The organism is Rhizobium sp. P32RR-XVIII, from assembly GCF_012641395.1.
Lineage (GTDB): Bacteria > Pseudomonadota > Alphaproteobacteria > Rhizobiales > Rhizobiaceae > Rhizobium.
In genome coordinates, this window is the sequence record NZ_JABAIH010000021.1 from 47,843 (window position 1) to 64,593 (window position 16,751).

The window sequence follows — 16,751 nt, forward strand, 5'->3', positions numbered from 1 at the left end:
CGGTTCGGTCGAAATGGCGATTGAAATCTCTGAGCGGAACTTACGCGGCTATGCCATTGGCTTCGGGATAGGGATAGGGATCGCGATGGGCTGGGAAACTGTCGGCAAAATCGGCACTCAGGCCCGTCTTGACTACCCAGCTATCGGCCATGTCGTGAACCCTATGAAGTCTCGGGACTGCCAGCCCGAAGCCGCCAAGGGTATTTGAAGGCATGTCACCGCCGAGGAAGCGGCCCGAAGAAAGGGAGTACGAAGAGGCCGTCGGGTTTCAGAATAACTGAGCAGAGGGGCTCGGTGAGGCCCTCAGATTACGAGTCAATCCGGGCGCTACGGCTTGGGCCTAGCTTGAATGGAACACCCGGCAACTATCCTCTAGGTTATGCCGTCAGACGGCCATCAGCAGAGCTCCCAGTACAACTCCACCTCGTTTCGGCCACCTGCTGGCGAAACTTCGATTAACTTGTGGTTGCAAGATGGAGCGCAACGATATTCATATAGTGCGATGATCGGCGAGGAATCACACAAATCCATGGACAAGCGCTCTCTGACTGAACGGGACATCTGCACCAAGTTCATCCTGCCGGCCGTCAGGCAGGCCGGTTGGGATACGATGTTGCAGGTTCGTGAAGAGGTGTTCTTCACGAAAGGGCGCATTACCGTCCGTGGCAGGTTGGTTGCCAGAGGTTCGGCGAAGAAGGCCGACTTTGTTCTCTATTACAAGCCGAACATTCCGATCGCTCTTATTGAGGCCAAGGATAACAATCACTCCGTTGGTGACGGACTTCAGCAGGGATTGGACTATGCAGAAACGCTGAACATCCCTTTTGTGTTTTCGTCGAACGGCGACGGTTTCGTCTTTCACGATCGAACAGGCCTGAGCCCGACGAAGGAACAAAATCTCCGTCTAGAGCAGTTTCCGTCACCCGACGATCTCTGGCGGCTCTATTGTCAGTCGAAGGGTTTTGATCGTTCGGCGCAGGAGCTGGTCCTGCAAGACTACTATGATGACGGCAGCGGCAAGGCTCCACGCTACTATCAGGTAAACGCCGTCAACGCCGCGATAGAGGCGATCGCCAAGGGACAGGATCGGGTTCTGCTCGTAATGGCGACTGGCACAGGGAAGACGTACACCGCATTTCAGATCATCTGGCGTCTTTGGAAAGCCGGACGGAAAAAGCGCATCCTTTTCCTGGCCGACCGGAACGTCCTGATTGACCAGACCATGGTCAATGATTTTCGTCCATTCGGCGGCGCGATGGCCAAGCTTTCGACCAGGTCGAAGACGATCGAACGCGCAGACGGAGCCGATGTTGACCTGGCGCTTGCGTTGGACCGGAAGCGCCGTATCGACACCTCGTTTGAAATCTACCTCGGTCTTTATCAAGCTATTACCGGACCCGAAGAGCGCCAGAAGCTGTTCCGCGAGTTCTCGCCTGACTTCTTTGATCTCATCGTGATTGACGAGTGCCACCGCGGCAGTGCAGCGGATGACTCCGCGTGGCGGGAAATCCTCGAGTACTTCTCAGCTGCCAGCCAGATCGGCCTCACCGCGACGCCAAAGGAAACGGAGTACGTCTCGAACATCGCGTACTTCGGCGAATCGGTATTCACCTATTCCCTGAAGCAGGGCATCAGCGACGGCTTTCTCGCTCCCTACAAGGTCATCAAGATTCACATCGATCGGGACGTTGAGGGCTATCGGCCCGAGAAGGGGCAGCTGGATCGCGATGGCGAGGAAGTCGAGGATCGCATTTACAATGCCAAGGATTTCGACCGGAACCTCGTTCTCGATGACCGTACCAAACTGGTCGCCTCCAAAGTCACAGCGTTCCTGAAGGAGAGCGGTGATCGGTACCAAAAGACGATCGTTTTCTGTGTCGATGAAGAACATGCCGCCCGCATGCGCCAGGCGCTGATCAACGAAAACAAGGACCTCTGCGATCAGAATGCGCGCTACGTGATGCGCATCACCGGCAGCGACGCGATCGGTCAGGCGCAAATCGGCAACTTCATCGATCCCGAGTCGAGATATCCGGTCATCGTCACGACGTCCCGCCTACTTTCCACCGGGGTGGACGCGCAAACCTGCCGGCTCATCGTGCTGGATCGTCCTGTCGGGTCGATGACCGAGTTCAAGCAGATTGTGGGGCGCGGCACCCGCGTCCACGAGGATACGCAGAAGTTCTATTTCACCCTTATGGATTTTCGTGGCGCGACCAATCATTTCGCCGATCCTGATTTCGACGGTAAGCCGGAGCAGATTTACGAACCGGGTAAGAATGATCCGATTGCGCCGCCGGACACGGATACCCCCGGTTTCGAAGATGGGACGCAGGAAGACTATAAGGACGATTCTCCTGCCACGATTGGCGAGGGCGTCGCTTTCCCGTCGGGTGGTGGAGAGCCGCAGAAGAAGGTTTATGTCGATGGCGTGAGCGCCCGGGTTGTGGCTGAGCGCGTCGAATATCTCGACGCCAATGGCAAGCTCGTGACCGAGAGCCTCCGAGATTTCACCAAGGCAGCTCTCCTCAAGCATTTCGCAAGCCTCGATGATTTCCTGCGCCGATGGAAGGGCGAAGAGCGCAAGGAAGCCATCGTCAAGGAGCTGGCCGGGGAAGGCTTGCCGCTCGAGATGATTGCCCGGGAGCTTGGCATTGACCTCGATCCCTTCGATCTCGTCTGCCATATCGCCTTTGACCGGAAACCGCTAACGAGACGCGAGCGGGCGGAAAACGTCAAGAAGCGCGACGTCTTCTCCCGCTATGAAGGCAAGGCCCGGACAGTTCTGGACGCGTTGCTCGGGAAATACGCGGACGAGGGCTTCTTTAGCCTTGACGATACCAACGTCCTGCGGATACCGCCCGTGAACACGCTCGGCACGCCGGTCGAGCTGATCCGCGCCTTCGGTGGCAAGGACGGCTTCGAGCAAGCCATTCGCGACGTCCAACTCGAACTCTATTCCGACGTGTCCTGATATGCCGGTCATGGAGATTCAGGGGCGTTTATCGTTCGTTCGGATCAGCCTTGCGCCCTCCGAGGTGCCACAACTCCTGGAGCGGCATCGAAGCGAGTATCCGGGGGCGGATGTGGTCGAACAGTGCGCGAGGCGACTGATTGCCGCGAATTTTCCGCCCGCTGATGCTACGGCATTCATAGAGGGGGTCTGTGTATGGGGCGGTGGCAATCGAAACCTCAGCCGAATTCGGGACGCCGGCGACGCCACAATTGCGCAAGCCCTTAAATCCGCGACCGATGCAATAGAATCGGGTCATGGAACGCAGGCTATCGACGAACTGCGAGAGTTGCCGCACCTTGGGCTTTCATTCGCCTCGAAAGTCGCCCGTTTCCTCGCACCCGACAAGTGCGTGATCCTCGACAGCGTAATCAGGAGCCGAATCGGCTATGTCGCGAGCAGTGAGGGTTACGCCGAGTTCCTGCAGGATTGCTCTCAACTTTTGGATATGTTGCGGACGTCAGAAAGCCTCGAGGACGCGCTTCGCGACAGTTTGCGTATATCTGACGTCGAGGCCGCGGTGTTCATGAAAGCTAGAGATCAAAAGAATGTCAGTCCGTAATACCGTCAAATCCATCCAGGACATCATGCGCCAGGATGCGGGCGTCGATGGCGACGCCCAGCGCATCAGCCAGCTCTGCTGGATGTTCTTTCTCAAGATCATGGACGACCAGGATCAGGAGCTGGAACTGACCCGCGACGACTACGTCTCGCCGATCCCGGAGAAATTCCAGTGGCGCAGTTGGGCGTCCGATCCCGAAGGGATCACCGGCGACGCACTGCTAGGCTTCGTCAATGGCGAACTTTTTCCGGCGCTCAAGGCGTTGCAGGTCTCATCGCAGCCGGGCGATCGCCGACGCGTCGTGCGCGACCTGTTCGAAGACGCCTACAACTATATGAAATCCGGCCAGTTGATCCGCCAAGTAGTGAACAAGATCAACGACGTCGATTTCAACAGCCTGACCGAGCGCCAGCACTTTGGCGAAATCTACGAACAACTCCTCAACGACCTGCAGTCGGCGGGCAATGCCGGCGAGTACTACACGCCGCGGGCGCTGACTTCCTTCATGGTTGACCGCATCGATCCGACGCCGGGCGAGACCCTGTTCGATCCCGCCTGCGGCACCGGCGGCTTCCTCACCTGCGCCATCCGCCACATGGAAAAGAACCATGTGCGTACGCCCGAACAACGGGAGAAGATGCAGGCCGGTTTGCGGGCGGTGGAAAAGAAGCCGCTGCCGCACATGCTCTGCGTCACCAACATGCTACTGCACGGTATCGAGGACCCCAGCTTCGTGCGCCACGACAACACGCTTGCCCGCCCGCTCATCTCCTGGGGCAAGGATGAACGGGTCGATATCATCCTCACTAACCCGCCCTTTGGCGGACGGGAGGAAGATGGCATCGAAAACAACTTTCCGACCTTTCGTACCAAGGAAACGGCAGACCTGTTCCTGGCGTTGATCGTGCGCCTTCTGAAGCCAGGTGGTCGCGCGGCCGTGGTTCTGCCGGATGGCTCGCTGTTCGGCGAAGGCATCAAGACGCGGCTAAAGGAACATCTTCTGGAGGAATGCAATCTCCATACCATCGTCCGCCTGCCGAACTCCGTCTTTAAGCCTTATGCCTCGATCGGCACGAACCTCCTGTTCTTCGAAAAGGGCACGTCGACGAAGGACATCTGGTATTGGGAGCACCGCGTGCCAGAAGGCCAGAAAGCCTACTCGATGACGAAGCCCATCCGACCGGAACATCTGCAGGATTGCGTTGATTGGTGGGGTGGCAAGGAGCGCAAGGGGAGACAAGAAGGCCCGCAAGCCTGGCGCGTCAGCCTCGAAGAGGTAAAGGCACGCGGCTACAATCTTGATTTCAAGAACCCGCATTCCGTGGCGGATGATCACGGCGACCCGGAAACGCTGCTCGCCGAGCTCGTGGCCGCCGAAGCGGATGTGGCCCGGCTGAGCGATCAATTGAAGGCGATCCTGGCAGAGGCGCTGGCCCGATGAACGCCGAGCGCCTGTTGCAATACTACAAGACAATTGCGGATGCACCGGATGCGATTGCCCGGCTGCGCCGGTTTGTTCTGGACCTGGCCGTGCGGGGCAAGCTGGTGCCGCAGGATTCGGCGGATGAGCCTGCGTCGGAACTGCTGAGGCGGATTGCGGAAGAGAAGGCGCGGCTGGTAGAGTTCGGCAGCCGTAGAGCCGATAAGCCCGTTAAGCAATCCTTCAAGAAGGCCAACCGTTATCGCTTGCCGGCTCTTTGGCAGTGGGTGGACCTCCAAGCACTCTGCTTGTCGATAACCGATGGCGATCACCTTCCCCCACCTAAGGCAGACGAGGGCGTGCCCTTTTTGGTCATCGGAGATGTCCGAAGCAAAAAGATAAATTACGGGTGTGATCGATACGTTGGGCGTGCGTACTACGAGAAGTTAGACGTCATCCGCCGCCCTCGGAAAGGTGATATTCTCTACACGCTTGTTGGTTCCTTCGGAATTCCTGTACCTGTGGAAGAAGATCGCGAATTTTGTGTTCAGCGGCACATAGGGATACTGCGTCCCTATGGTAGTTTGTCGGGTCAATTCCTTACGTACACTCTGGAAAGTGATTTGGTGCTCGGCCAAGCAGGCGCGTTCGCTACAGGCATCGCTCAAAAGACAGTACCGCTTGCCGGACTTCGCGCCATCCAAATCCCCCTCCCACCCCTTGCCGAACAACACCGTATCGTCACTAAGGTCGATGAGCTGATGGCGCTCTGCGATCAGCTGGAAGGGGCGCGCGCGACGCGGGAGACGACGCGGGACCGGCTGGCGGCGGCAAGCCTCGCCCGCCTCAACAGCCCCGATTCCGCGACGTTCCAAGACGACGCCCGTTTCGCCCTAGAAGCCATGCCGGCCCTGACGGCGCGACCGGACCAGGTCAAACAGCTGCGCCAAACCATATTCAACCTCGCCGTCCGCGGCAAGCTCGTGCCGCAGAACCCCACGGATCGGCCGGCGGCTGAGTTGCTGGAGGGGATTGCTGATGAGAAGGCACAGCTTGTGAAGATTGGCGGTCTCAAGAAAGACAAAGAATACTGGGACGGGCTATCGAATGAACCGCCATACGTTCTCCCGCACAACTGGAATTGGGCACGTCTTCAAGATGTCTTTGAGATATCGCGCGGCGGCAGTCCTCGCCCAGCCGGCGATCCGAAATTTTTTGGAGGCTCGACACCTTGGATCACCGTTCAAGAAATCACGAAGGACATTCAGAAGTATCTCATTAAGACATCGGTAGGTCTTACTGACGAAGGTGTCAGGCGCAGTAGAACCATAGAGCCCGGTGACTTGCTCCTGACTAACAGTGGTGCCACACTCGGGGTGCCCAAAATCAGCAAAATCAGAGGCTGCATAAACGACGGCGTGGCAGTCCTAAGGCAGTTTCACACTGTCTCAATGAATGATTTTTGTCACCTGTATCTGCATTCTCAAACGTTAGCCTTCCGATCGGTCAACCAAGGTATGGGACAGCCAAACCTCAACACGCCCATCATTGCGGGTTGGTTTATTCCAATCCCGCCTCTCGCCGAACAACACCGCATCGTCGCCAAGGTCGATGAACTCATGGCGCTTTGCGACCAGCTGGAGGCGAGCCTGACGACCGCCGACGAGACCCGCCGCAGGCTGCTCGATGCGCTGCTGGCCGAGGCTCTCGCGCCGGTAAAGGCCGAGAATCTGCAGGAGGCGGCAGAATGAGCAACTTCCGCAATAGCCCCGGTCCCTCCGTCTGCGCTCCTTCTACGGCTCCATCCCCGAGGAAGAGGGCTATCTAGGCTGGAGCGAGGAGTCCGCGCGCGATCGGACGGTTGAATTGATAGAGGACGGCGATCTCTTCTTGATCTGTGGCGCGGCTTTAGCCGAAACCAGCAAGGCAGAACGCAATCGCGTCCTCGGTTTCGTACAGGTCGAGCGGCGCGCCATCCGCGATGCCGAGCCGACAAGTCAAACAAAGGGGAACGCATGAGTGAAGTTCTGCGCACAGCTATTATTTATGATTTCGACGGCACATTGGCTAAGGGAAATCTTCAGGAGACCAGCTTCATTCCCAAGGTCGGAATGACGACAAAGGACTTCTGGGGCGAGGTCAAGGCTAGGACGCGTCAGCACGACGCAGATGAAATTCTCGTATACATGCACCTGATGCTGCAAAAGTCGCGCGAGATGAATGCCCCAATCACTGTGGAAGACCTACGCAAGCACGGCAAGGATGCGCCACTATTTCCCGGTCTGGCGGACGGTTCCTGGTTTAACCGGATCAATTCGTTTGCCTCTGACAACGGATTGGAACTTGAACACTACATCGTTTCGTCGGGCATCCACGAGATGATAGAGGGTTGCGCCATTCGTAATTACTTTCACCGCATCTTCGCGTCGAAATTCATCTACGAAAATGACGTGGCCGCCTGGCCGGGCGTGGGTATCAATTATACGACAAAGACCCAGTATCTATTCCGCATAAACAAGGGCATCGACAATCATTGGAATAACGAAGCGGTCAACCAGTTCAAGCCACAGCAGGATCGACCGATCCCCTTCGATCGGATGATCTTCCTCGGAGACGGAGACACTGATATTCCAACAATGAAAATGCTGACCTACCAGGGCGGGCATTCGGTCGCCGTGTACGATCACGACCGGTCGGAGAGGGACCTCGCAAAAGTTCACCGGCTCATCTCGGATGGTCGTGCCGATTTCGTCGCGCCCGCCAGCTATGAGGAGAAGTCCCAGCTCGATATTATCATCAAAGGCATTCTAGGGCGCATTGCTCGCAAGCATGGGCAAACCCTCAGGGAGTAGTGAGGCAACGACCGAATTGGCTGATTTGCCGCTCTCGAAGGCCAAAGAGTTGACGCGTCTTGGTAGAAGTCTCAGGAGCGTCCCGCTCCACGACATCCTCGCCGAGCGTTTAGATTTCAATAACAAGACCCGGATCGAACCCAGTGCGCTCTCCCGGGTACCCTCTCGAATTAGAGACAACCCTCGTCGAGCCGACCATGTAGTCGTTTCGGTGATGAACGTGCCCATGCACCCATAGCGCTGGCCCTGTCTCGTAGACTAGGTCTTCCAAATCCGAAGCATAGCACCCCGAAAGCGGATCGTGCCGAAAGGCTGGATCGATAGAGCGCGGAGAAGGCGCGTGATGCGTGACGACCACCGTCTTCCGACCCGTTCGTTCACGGAGTTCGGCAGCGATGTAGTCCCTGGTCTCGACATGCTTCCCGTACGCATGGATTGGCTTGAACTTGAGATAAGGGGTCTTTGAAAACTTGATCTTCTTGAAGTCGTTGATCCCGCTTTGGGCATACGACATGCTGACCCCGGGATTTCGGCCGAACAACCGGAAGTCGGTCCAAAGGGTTCCCCCGACGAACCGGATACCGCCGATGTCGACTGCGTCATTTTCCAGAAAATGGAGACGCGGATGATCCCTCGCAGCTTTGCGCGCCTCCGGAATATCTGAATGCAGACACGAATTGTAGAATTCGTGGTTGCCCGCGACGAAAACGATCGGAACGTCAGGGGCGAATTTGGCGAGCCATTTGATACTGGGCACAACGCCTTTTGTGAGCACGTCCCCTGCGCATATCAATACGTCGGCTTTGTCCGGCGGCAACTCGTCAAATGGCCAACCGAATTCCAAGTGGAGATCGGAAATGATCCAGATTCTCATTCATCTTTCCCTTGTCGTGCCGGCCCATCGGAGCAGATGGGTGCCGAAGCAACCGCGTTTTCGGCCCTCGCGGGTGGCCAAGACCATTGCATCCACGTCTTCCAATTGACGCAGGTCCTATTTGGATAGAAACCGATGGTGAGGCAGATATCGAGCCGCGAACGCCCGTCTCATTTCCATGGCAAGCGGGTCATAAAGTATACGGAGCGAGCGTTTGACTTCATCCGCGGGAAGCCATCCGTCCTGTAGACGCCATCGGCGGCAGAACAACGCGTCCAGGTCATATCGATGGTGGTTTTCCAGCAGGACGCGGATTTCTCCTTTGGTTCTGGGCTGCGGTCGATGCTGCACCTCGAGCGCATACCGCTCGGAGACTTCGTCGTCGGTTACCAATGCGATGGTTTCGATCTCGGCGGCGATATCGGCGGGGAGGTTACTCAAAGCCGAACTGCATGCGGCGAGGAAACGGTCGTCCCGAGTGAAATCCATCCCCCATTCGACCGGATCATCACGCCAGAAAACCGCTTCCGCAGCCTCCGTCCACCACCCGTCGATGATCAGCCCCAGATTTCGAAAAGCATTGAATGCTTCCGGTGCCAGGTAAGCTGGACCGCAGCCGTGCGAGGCACGGATGTTGGGTCGAAAGCGCCCTGCCCGACTCAGCTGCCGCCGTGAGCCAGCGAAATGACGGTAGCCGAGAAGGTTGCTCTGGGCCGCGACCCCAACTACCGCGGTCGCCAAGTCATCCCAGCGCGGAAGGACATCAGGTATTGCTTGGTCAGCAAGCGGGATTGCTCCGCTCACTATCTGCGTCGCCTGTCCGAGAGCTTCCAGCGCTTCGCATCCGACCTCGTAGGCGGAGATATAGAGGTGGTCCCACGCGACGGATGGATCACCGGGTATGTTGTCCGCGAGAAACTCGATGACCGGCGCTGTCCACGCGGGAGCGGTCGGCCGCTCAAAGCGGCCTGAGGACGCTTCGGGCTGCGGTGCGACGGTCGGCCGCCGTTCTTCATCGCCACGCTTAGGTCCACCGACCATGATGCGGCGTCCGAGCGATGTGAAGCCGGCGCTGTCGAGCACCTCTCCCAAGGAGCCGGGCAATGCCGTTTTCGACGTGGCCTTCCGGCCGTTGCGAGGTCGCCTTGCTTTTGCCATCACGTCACCGCCTTCTTGGCCAAACTCACCGTCGTCCGCCGATGTCTTTCCATGATTTCGAAGACTTCGTGGCCCGACATCCCCATCGCCTCCATCAGTCGATCGGCTATGGCATCCAGAGCGGTCCTTTGGGCACGCACAGCGGACTTCGCGCGCTCGAACTCGCTTTGCAGGACCGCGTGAACGTGTCTCCGAAATTCGGGATTGTATGTGCGCAATCGCTCGAGTTGGACCTCGCCCTCGACGACGAGGGTATGCCCCATGCCGAGACCGCCCTCGAGCATTGTCGCCAGTTCAGTCGCCCTGTTGAGGTCGGCGGTGTCCGAGCCCGATGCGCCATCGGTAAATGATCCGAAGACCTCCAGTTCCGCGGCAATGCCGGCAAGGCATACCGCGATCGCGTTCCGATAGTCGGAGGGCGTCTTTGGCCGCGCTGCGATTTGATCGTACTGGACGCAACCCAGTGCGCTCCTCTTGCCGTCGACCCTGTAGCGCGAAATGCTGATCTCGGAGACCTGCCCGTAGCCTATTTCGAATGCCACGATGGCGTGACCTGCCTCGTGAACGGCAAGCGAGCGCAGAAACTCCTCCGGCAGCTCCGTTACTCTCGGCAATTGCTCGACGATGTGATCTCCCGAAAGGACTTCCACACGCCGCCGCGCCACCCGCTTGGCATCCCGGACGAGTTGTTCGATGTCGGCACCCGACAGGCCATCTGTCGCCATGCCGAACTTCTCGGCCTGGGACTGATCCAGCTGAAGGCCGCTGTGGAATGCCAGGATCGCTAGCCGTGACTTCGCATCAGGAAACGCAATTTCGAGTTGCCGGTCCAGTCGCCCTGGCCGCCGGATCGCGGGATCGAGCTGGTCGGGATAATTGCAGGCTCCGATCACAACGACGCCCTCGCGACGATCAAAACCATCCAGAAGCTGCAGGAATCCCGCCATCGCGGCTCGTAAATAGCCGCGGTTTCGATCTGTCTCTGTCCGATCGCCGAACGTATCGACCTCGTCGACGAACAATATTGACGGCGCTTTTTCCTTCGCCTCGGCAAACGAAGCCCGCATGGCTTTCAAGTGACTGTCGAGCGCGCCTGCTTCCTGCCATTCAGAAACCGACCCGTAAATGATCGGCACCTGGCAGGAATTGGCGAGCGCGCTTACAAACATCGTCTTTCCGACACCTGGACGTCCGGAAAGCAAGACCCCATTGTCGATATCGCTCCATGGGAGAACGCCCGCCTTGTAGTCGGCAAGGTCTTTCGCAAGATTGGTGCCCCATTCCAGCGCGGGTCCGTAGCCGTGCATGTCGGCAAGGGTCGGTCCCAACGGTTTTGCGACCTCGGGCGCGGGTTTCGCCGGCACGCGCGAATGAGTTCGCAATCTCTCCAGGGCAAGCATGGGATGACGGCGATCCTGAAAAGCCTTGACCAATCGCGGCCAGGGCTCCGACAGAAGTAGGTCGACGTCCCGGTCAGATAGCGGCAGACCGGCACGTCGAAGCGCGGCCTCTGCATGTCGCCTCGTCCGCTGCTCCAAGTCCAGGACTGCGTCGGAAAACAGCCTGTCGTCGTCGGCGAGATCGTAATCGGGCGAAGCGATGAAGATCGCTCTTTTGTTTTTATGGGCTTCCATTTCGTCGCGAAATGACCGGTCCTTCCACTCATAGGCGTAGGAGGTAAACTCCCGGCGCTTCCAGATACCGGCCGCGAAAACCTCCACCGCCTCAGCATAGACAGGATAGTAGAAATCAGTCCTGGCCCGCAGGGTCACGATGAATTTCGAATGCGGTCTGTTCCAAGCTCGGAGCGAGGCCGCGATCGCGCAGAAGGCCATGAAAACGGGCAGCGTAACGGTTGTATCTCGGACCTGCGTCTCCGGCTTCCAAGGCACGCGTGTACGTTTGCCCGAACGTGTTGTCGGCATTGCGCTCTCCTCGAATTTCAAGGTTCCAAATGGCTCAGTCTATTCAGTCAGTCGCAGTGCCGCCTATCCATCAATGCGAATCCCCAGACGAGATGACCTTCTGGTGGAGCCTCTCATCCCAGTATCCCGGATCAACGCACGTCCCCAACCGGTACCAGCGGGACATCGTACGTGCGATGCCTCGCTCCCGATCAAGATAGAAGAGTTCACTTGTGCAGGCCATTTTGCCGTCGGGGACCTTCGGATGACCGATCGGACGACCGATGAGGCAGGGCACCGCGCCTTGTCCTAACGCCCAACTGTTTAAAGACGCTCCGGGCGATTTTGCCCCGGCGCATCGATCAATGTCTTCAAGATCATTTGCGAGACGCCGGAGGTCGGCGATCAATGACAAGCGGGACCTGCCGAACAAATTTCCCAACAGCGAATCATTCACGACCATTTCCCGTCTACCGGTTCATCAAAGTGATGTCTTTATTTACATCTTTATCGATGCACATCAAGATTATTATGACGTATTTTGCGTCATATTTGACTTATCCCCAAACCGCCGGCTTCTGAAGCAGATGACGACTTTGCTGACTGGTGATTTGATAAGGGCCGCGAGAGCGCTAATCGGGCTGAGTCAGGTGGAACTCGCAAAGAAGGCGGGTATCACGCAGAAGGCACTCGGCGAGTTCGAGCTTGGCAAAAGGCCGATTACGGCGAAAGCGAATGAAAAGCTCCGGCGGGTCTTCGAAGAGCGGCAGGTGCAGTTCATCGCAGCGAATATCGAAGCCAGTCACCTCGAAGGAGCCGGCGTGCGATGGAAGCCTCCGAATCTGAATTCCGGAATCAAAACGATTTAGCCGAACCCGAAGGTCGGAGGTCGAATTGCATCCAATTAATAATTTTCCGGCCATCGGTTGCGCGCGCGGCAAGGGCATACACCGGACTGAGCCAAGACGATTTTGGAAAGCTCGCCGGAGTCGCCCAGCGTACGATCCATAGATGTGAAACCATAGGCAATGTGAGAGACGATCAACTGGGCAAAATTCTGGGCGCGTTTGGTGAGAAAGGTATAATCTGGGTGTACGATAAATATGGACGCATCGAAGGGATGCTCCTCCCCATAACAGATGACCAGGGATCATAACCTTTACCGCTGTCCAGCCGGTGCCCTCTACTTTTCCGGCAGCCTGGATGTGGGTCATAACCGCCCAACGGAGGCTTGACGGGCCGAGCAATCGATTGGACCGGTTGGATGTAAATATCGTGTCGCCGGACGATACCGCGCGCGGCGCATTTTCGATGCATCACTCGTAGGCTATTACCCACCAGCAACGGTCTTTCGGTAGCCCTTTTTTCCATTACTTATTCTTGATTGAATTCAGTACGCGATAAACTGGATTTTTCCCAATCCCTAATTTACGGGCTATTGGTTTGCCGCCTAGTCCCTGGCTATGCAGAGAAACAATCTCCTCGTAGCGAGGGTGGACTTTTGCTGCCTTTGCTAGGGAGTATCGTAACACTCTGAAAAACCACGATGTTTCTGGGTTCGTATTATTGTTCCGCTTCTCCCGCCAGCTACCCCATTATATGATTGATATTCCGCGATAAAATCGAACGCTGAGGCCCAGTCCCACTTTGGGTCCCACTTTCTCCCGCGTGTCTGACCGGAACGCGGCAATCAAGACCGCGCACGCCAAATTCGCTCGCGGAGGCAGGTCCTCAATGATTTCCCAGCGAACGATACGCGGATCGACTTCCGCCGCGGCCCCCATGTATTCGGAGATATGGAAGGCCATTCGCTCTTCCGGCGTACCAGCGGGCTTCGGCTCGCCCCTTATGGCAAAGAGAACTGGGATGACGATTGACTCCCCAGGCCTGTGTGCGACTGTGGCTTAGCTCAAGATCACTGGCAGTTACAGCCATGACCCCAGAACGATTTTCCGAATGCCTTCTGCATATCCGATGGACGCCGATCAACATCGCATCGGCGCTCCAATGCGAGCTGTCGTGGATCGAAGCGCTCGAAGCCGGGAATGAGCAAATTCCCGCAGGTTTGGCTGCCTGGTTGGAAACACTGGCACAAGCACACGAGGCGCTGCCGCCGCCAACGACTTACTGCGGCAAGAAATCAAAGCTCTGACCCGTCGGGAGCAAAGTCCATCAATTGGTAGATCGCGGCTTCGTCCTGCTCCTCCCGTAGCCCCTTATACGACGCGTGCCGCAGCTTCCCGTCATCGGTCCAGGCGCGATACTCGATCTCGGCGATAAGTGTAGGTTTCACGAAAACAGGGTCGCGCTTCTACAGCCTAGATTGACCGACTGAGCGCCTGTCTTGGTTTAGGCGACTGGTCGAATATTTTGGTTAACTCGGAAGAGATTGGCAGGATCGTATTTCTTCTTGATCGCAGCTAGCCTCGGGTAGTTGTCACCATAACTCGCCATCACGCGCGCTTCGCCCTCGTCGTCCATCATGAAATTGACATAGGCGCCGCCGGGATTGAATTTGTGGACCGCCTCCCAGTAGGCCCGGCCCCAGCGCGTCAGGGCCCCTGCCTGCTGCGGATTGGAATCGATCCCCGCGATCACCATTGACCAGTTGGCATCCCTCGCCCCCCAAGCCGTCTCGTCACTTCTGACACGGCGAACGGCGCCATCGATTGGGTAGAGATGCATCAGCGATAGTTCGCTCGGCGCCTTTGCCGACTCCGAGATGTAGGTATCGATTGCCGCGTCCGGCAAGTCCTTCACGAAATCGCCCTTCCAATACCATTGCAGGCCCTTCGGAAAAAACGGGTCGAATAACCCCTGCATAGCCGGGAACGGCATCACCCCCATCCAATTGAAGAAGGGCGCCGGAAGCTTGTCGAGGAGCGGCGCCAGCGCGCGTCTGCCATCCTCTTCGGTCCCGTTAAAGCTGGAGATTATGGCGCAGGCCCGCTTGCCCCACGCCTCGCGCGGGAACGGGTCCATCGACGGCACCGTCTTCAGCCCGACAAAAACACCGAGCTCTTCGGGCGACTTCGGCAGGAAGTCGCGATACGCACGCATGATTTCCTTGCCGTGGAGCGCGGCGTCCCAGAAAATCGGCCCGGCAAATACCATCTTTACCGGATGGGCCTGGAACAGAAAACTCGTCACCACCCCAAAATTGCCACCGCCGCCTCGAAGGGCCCAGAACAGATCCGGGTTCTCCTTCTTACTCGCTGTAATGAAGCTGCCATCGGCCAAAACCACGTCAGCTTCAAGCAGGTTGTCAATGGTGAGGCCATACTTCCGCGTCAGATAGCCCGAGCCGCCGCCAAGTGTCAGCCCAGCGACCCCGGTTGTGGAAACGATGCCGAAAGGGACAGCGAGCCCAAAGGCATGGGTGGCGTGGTCAACATCACCTGAGGTACAGCCGGGGCCTACCCGCACAGTCCGGGTTGACGGGTCAACGCGCACACCTTTCATTGTCGATAGATCGATGACCAACCCATCATCGCAGCTGCCAAGGCCAGGGCCGTTGTGGCCGCCACCGCGGATGGCGACGAGCAGCTCGTTGTCTCGACCAAAACTCACCGCAGAAATCACATCAGCAACGTCAGCGCAGCGAGCAATCATCAATGGGTGCTTGTCGATCATGCCATTGTAAAGCTTGCGGGCCTCTTCATACTCAGCATCACCGCGTTGAATGACACTGCCGCGAATTGTTCCAGCGAATTTTGTCACATCCTCATCGCGCATGATCTTTCCTCCTAGGATTATCAATGGCTTAGCAGATGGTCGGCATCGAAGTGGGGCGTTAAATTTATCACGAACCAAGCCAACCGAAAAGTGACAACGCGTTTCGATCGGTTGAAGGCGGTGGACGAAGCATCTTCATTCCCGACCTGCACATCGATACCCTGAAGGTGAAGGCGAGGAATTTTCATTAATGAAGGTAATGTGTGGTTGTTTTGTGCACGAAGCTGGCGCAATCAGAGCCAAGTGTCCGCTGCCGGCCCATTGCGGTCACTGCGAACCCCGCTCTTTCTTACCTCACAAGATGATCTATCTTCGTCCCGACATCCTCATATAACAGCGTCACGTTCGCGCTATGGGTTGTTGCCAAGCCTCATATTGCTCGTTGGTGACCTGCTCCATCCAGTCGACGACCTTGCCATCAAGGTTCTCTTGAATGGCGATGTGGCTCATGACGTTGTTCGGAGTGCCTCTCGCCGGGTTCAAACCACACGACATCTCCTGGGCGGATTTCCTCGACAGAACCGCCGACGCGCTGGCAGGCAACCCTTCCGCGTGTCTCCGGCGAGTCAAAACTCGCCGAGGCTCTTCGTTATGCGATCTCCCGTCGCGATATCTTCGAACGTTTTCTGACAGACGGTCGCGTCGAGCTCGACTCCAACATCGTTGAGCGGGCAGTCAGGCCTCAGGCCATCACGATATTTCGTCATAGCCCTCTCCACCAGCAAATTCACATGCGATGGTCGAGAGGTCATGGGGATTTCCACGACGGCCCCGATTTTTCGAGGCAATTGAAGGAGCACGGGCTGGCGAGGCCGTGGAATTCAACGGAAGGAAGCTCGTGATCAAAGACGTCGCATAGCCAGACTCATTGTATCAGCGGCACACGAGGAGTATAACGCAACTGGAGCGCCAAGGTACGGCAGCGATGAACGACGCATTGGTCGTCCTTGACACAGCACCGCTACATCACACCGGAAGCTCTGGCGCTTGATCTATACCAAAGTGACCTGGCACATCGAGAGTGACATGACACATTGAGCGCCGGACGCGAATACGGATATGAGGCACTGTGGGTCATTCATCATCCGGATGAATAACTCAAACTCATTTTCACGATCTAGCACCTCTGGGACGAAGTGGTTATTTTGCGCGCCACGCACTCGAAGGAAGCTTCGGCTGAGGCAACCCTCGCCCGTTGCTTTGACACTAATCACGGACCAGTGCGACGCGCGG

At 57.3% G+C, this 16,751-nt stretch carries 14 protein-coding genes and 3 pseudogenes; 8 read left to right on the forward strand and 9 right to left on the reverse strand.

Features of this window, described 5'->3' with window-relative positions:
• Positions 1–40: 40 nt before the first annotated feature.
• Positions 41–214 (reverse strand): hypothetical protein, encoded by a 174-nt coding sequence (locus tag HGP14_RS36550; RefSeq protein ID WP_168833642.1) that lies wholly within the window; start codon positions 212–214, stop codon positions 41–43.
• 315 nt (positions 215–529) lie between these two features.
• Between HGP14_RS36550 and hsdR the strand changes: the two genes are divergently transcribed.
• The 5 genes from hsdR to HGP14_RS30835 all read left to right on the forward strand — a co-directional run bounded on the left by hsdR (position 530) and on the right by HGP14_RS30835 (position 7,847).
• Positions 530–2,974, forward strand: coding sequence for an EcoAI/FtnUII family type I restriction enzme subunit R (gene hsdR / locus HGP14_RS30815; protein WP_168833643.1), 2,445 nt, complete (start codon positions 530–532; stop codon positions 2,972–2,974).
• Between the two features lies 1 nt (position 2,975).
• Positions 2,976–3,575 carry a hypothetical protein gene (locus HGP14_RS30820; RefSeq protein ID WP_168833644.1) on the forward strand — a complete coding sequence of 200 codons (600 nt, stop codon included), beginning with the start codon at positions 2,976–2,978 and terminating at the stop codon, positions 3,573–3,575.
• Positions 3,562–5,016 (forward strand): type I restriction-modification system subunit M, encoded by a 1,455-nt coding sequence (locus tag HGP14_RS30825; protein ID WP_168833645.1) that lies wholly within the window; start codon positions 3,562–3,564, stop codon positions 5,014–5,016. Before HGP14_RS30820 ends, HGP14_RS30825 begins: the two co-directional genes overlap by 14 nt.
• A complete protein-coding gene (locus HGP14_RS30830) occupies positions 5,013–6,746 on the forward strand; it encodes a restriction endonuclease subunit S (RefSeq protein ID WP_168833646.1) in 1,734 nt (577 codons plus the stop codon). Before HGP14_RS30825 ends, HGP14_RS30830 begins: the two co-directional genes overlap by 4 nt.
• A gap of 264 nt (positions 6,747–7,010) precedes the next feature.
• On the forward strand, positions 7,011–7,847 hold the full coding sequence (locus tag HGP14_RS30835) for an HAD family hydrolase (RefSeq protein WP_168833647.1): 837 nt from the start codon (positions 7,011–7,013) through the stop codon (positions 7,845–7,847).
• A gap of 109 nt (positions 7,848–7,956) precedes the next feature.
• On the opposite strand, the gene HGP14_RS30840 is transcribed toward HGP14_RS30835, so the two are convergent.
• The 4 genes from HGP14_RS30840 to HGP14_RS36555 form a co-directional block, all read right to left on the reverse strand.
• Entirely contained in the window at positions 7,957–8,721 is a 765-nt protein-coding gene (locus tag HGP14_RS30840; protein ID WP_168833648.1) for a metallophosphoesterase, read from the reverse strand.
• A 117-nt stretch (positions 8,722–8,838) separates the two neighbouring features.
• Positions 8,839–9,879, reverse strand: a complete 1,041-nt coding sequence (locus tag HGP14_RS30845; protein WP_168833649.1) for a hypothetical protein — start codon at positions 9,877–9,879, stop codon at positions 8,839–8,841.
• On the reverse strand, positions 9,879–11,804 hold the full coding sequence (locus tag HGP14_RS30850; protein ID WP_168833650.1) for an AAA family ATPase: 1,926 nt from the start codon (positions 11,802–11,804) through the stop codon (positions 9,879–9,881). Before HGP14_RS30850 ends, HGP14_RS30845 begins: the two co-directional genes overlap by 1 nt.
• 70 nt (positions 11,805–11,874) lie before the next feature.
• Positions 11,875–12,081, reverse strand: coding sequence for a DUF6634 family protein (locus HGP14_RS36555; protein WP_312862228.1), 207 nt, complete (start codon positions 12,079–12,081; stop codon positions 11,875–11,877).
• Here HGP14_RS36555 and HGP14_RS35925 point away from each other — a divergent pair.
• The gene (locus HGP14_RS35925) at positions 12,068–12,652 is read left to right on the forward strand and encodes a helix-turn-helix transcriptional regulator (protein WP_246704688.1); all 585 of its coding nucleotides are present in this window, start codon (positions 12,068–12,070) and stop codon (positions 12,650–12,652) included. The two genes, HGP14_RS36555 and HGP14_RS35925, sit on opposite strands and share 14 nt — an antisense overlap.
• Before the next feature lie 501 nt (positions 12,653–13,153).
• Here the strand turns inward: HGP14_RS35925 and HGP14_RS35300 are convergent.
• A complete protein-coding gene (locus HGP14_RS35300; RefSeq protein ID WP_168833651.1) occupies positions 13,154–13,315 on the reverse strand; it encodes a helix-turn-helix domain-containing protein in 162 nt (53 codons plus the stop codon).
• A gap of 401 nt (positions 13,316–13,716) precedes the next feature.
• Between HGP14_RS35300 and HGP14_RS35930 the strand changes: the two genes are divergently transcribed.
• Positions 13,717–13,935, forward strand: coding sequence for a hypothetical protein (locus tag HGP14_RS35930; RefSeq protein ID WP_168833668.1), 219 nt, complete (start codon positions 13,717–13,719; stop codon positions 13,933–13,935).
• Here the strand turns inward: HGP14_RS35930 and HGP14_RS30870 are convergent.
• The 3 genes and pseudogenes from HGP14_RS30870 to HGP14_RS30880 form a co-directional block, all read right to left on the reverse strand.
• Positions 13,924–14,094, reverse strand: a pseudogene (locus HGP14_RS30870) (hypothetical protein); the annotation flags it as partial. The gene HGP14_RS35930 and the pseudogene HGP14_RS30870 sit on opposite strands and share 12 nt — an antisense overlap.
• A 38-nt stretch (positions 14,095–14,132) precedes the next feature.
• A complete protein-coding gene (locus HGP14_RS30875; RefSeq protein WP_246704689.1) occupies positions 14,133–15,596 on the reverse strand; it encodes an FAD-binding oxidoreductase in 1,464 nt (487 codons plus the stop codon).
• A 261-nt stretch (positions 15,597–15,857) separates the two neighbouring features.
• Positions 15,858–16,074, reverse strand: a pseudogene (locus HGP14_RS30880) (hypothetical protein); the annotation flags it as partial.
• On the opposite strand from HGP14_RS30880, the pseudogene HGP14_RS35935 reads away from it, so the two are divergent.
• A pseudogene (locus HGP14_RS35935) lies at positions 16,046–16,360 on the forward strand (transposase); the annotation flags it as partial. The pseudogenes HGP14_RS30880 and HGP14_RS35935 sit on opposite strands and share 29 nt — an antisense overlap.
• Positions 16,361–16,751 lie beyond the last annotated feature (391 nt).

What these genes read in the sequence shown, in the direction of transcription:
- HGP14_RS36550 (WP_168833642.1), bottom strand. Translation starts at nt 214, where the DNA reads ATGCCTTCAAATACCCTTGGCGGCTTCGGGCTGGCAGTCCCGAGACTT.
- hsdR (WP_168833643.1), top strand. Translation starts at nt 530, where the DNA reads ATGGACAAGCGCTCTCTGACTGAACGGGACATCTGCACCAAGTTCATC.
- HGP14_RS30820 (WP_168833644.1), top strand. Translation starts at nt 2,976, where the DNA reads ATGCCGGTCATGGAGATTCAGGGGCGTTTATCGTTCGTTCGGATCAGC.
- HGP14_RS30825 (WP_168833645.1), top strand. Translation starts at nt 3,562, where the DNA reads ATGTCAGTCCGTAATACCGTCAAATCCATCCAGGACATCATGCGCCAG.
- HGP14_RS30830 (WP_168833646.1), top strand. Translation starts at nt 5,013, where the DNA reads ATGAACGCCGAGCGCCTGTTGCAATACTACAAGACAATTGCGGATGCA.
- HGP14_RS30835 (WP_168833647.1), top strand. Translation starts at nt 7,011, where the DNA reads ATGAGTGAAGTTCTGCGCACAGCTATTATTTATGATTTCGACGGCACA.
- HGP14_RS30840 (WP_168833648.1), bottom strand. Translation starts at nt 8,721, where the DNA reads ATGAGAATCTGGATCATTTCCGATCTCCACTTGGAATTCGGTTGGCCA.
- HGP14_RS30845 (WP_168833649.1), bottom strand. Translation starts at nt 9,879, where the DNA reads ATGGCAAAAGCAAGGCGACCTCGCAACGGCCGGAAGGCCACGTCGAAA.
- HGP14_RS30850 (WP_168833650.1), bottom strand. Translation starts at nt 11,804, where the DNA reads ATGCCGACAACACGTTCGGGCAAACGTACACGCGTGCCTTGGAAGCCG.
- HGP14_RS35925 (WP_246704688.1), top strand. Translation starts at nt 12,068, where the DNA reads ATGAGGCAGGGCACCGCGCCTTGTCCTAACGCCCAACTGTTTAAAGAC.
- HGP14_RS35930 (WP_168833668.1), top strand. Translation starts at nt 13,717, where the DNA reads ATGACCCCAGAACGATTTTCCGAATGCCTTCTGCATATCCGATGGACG.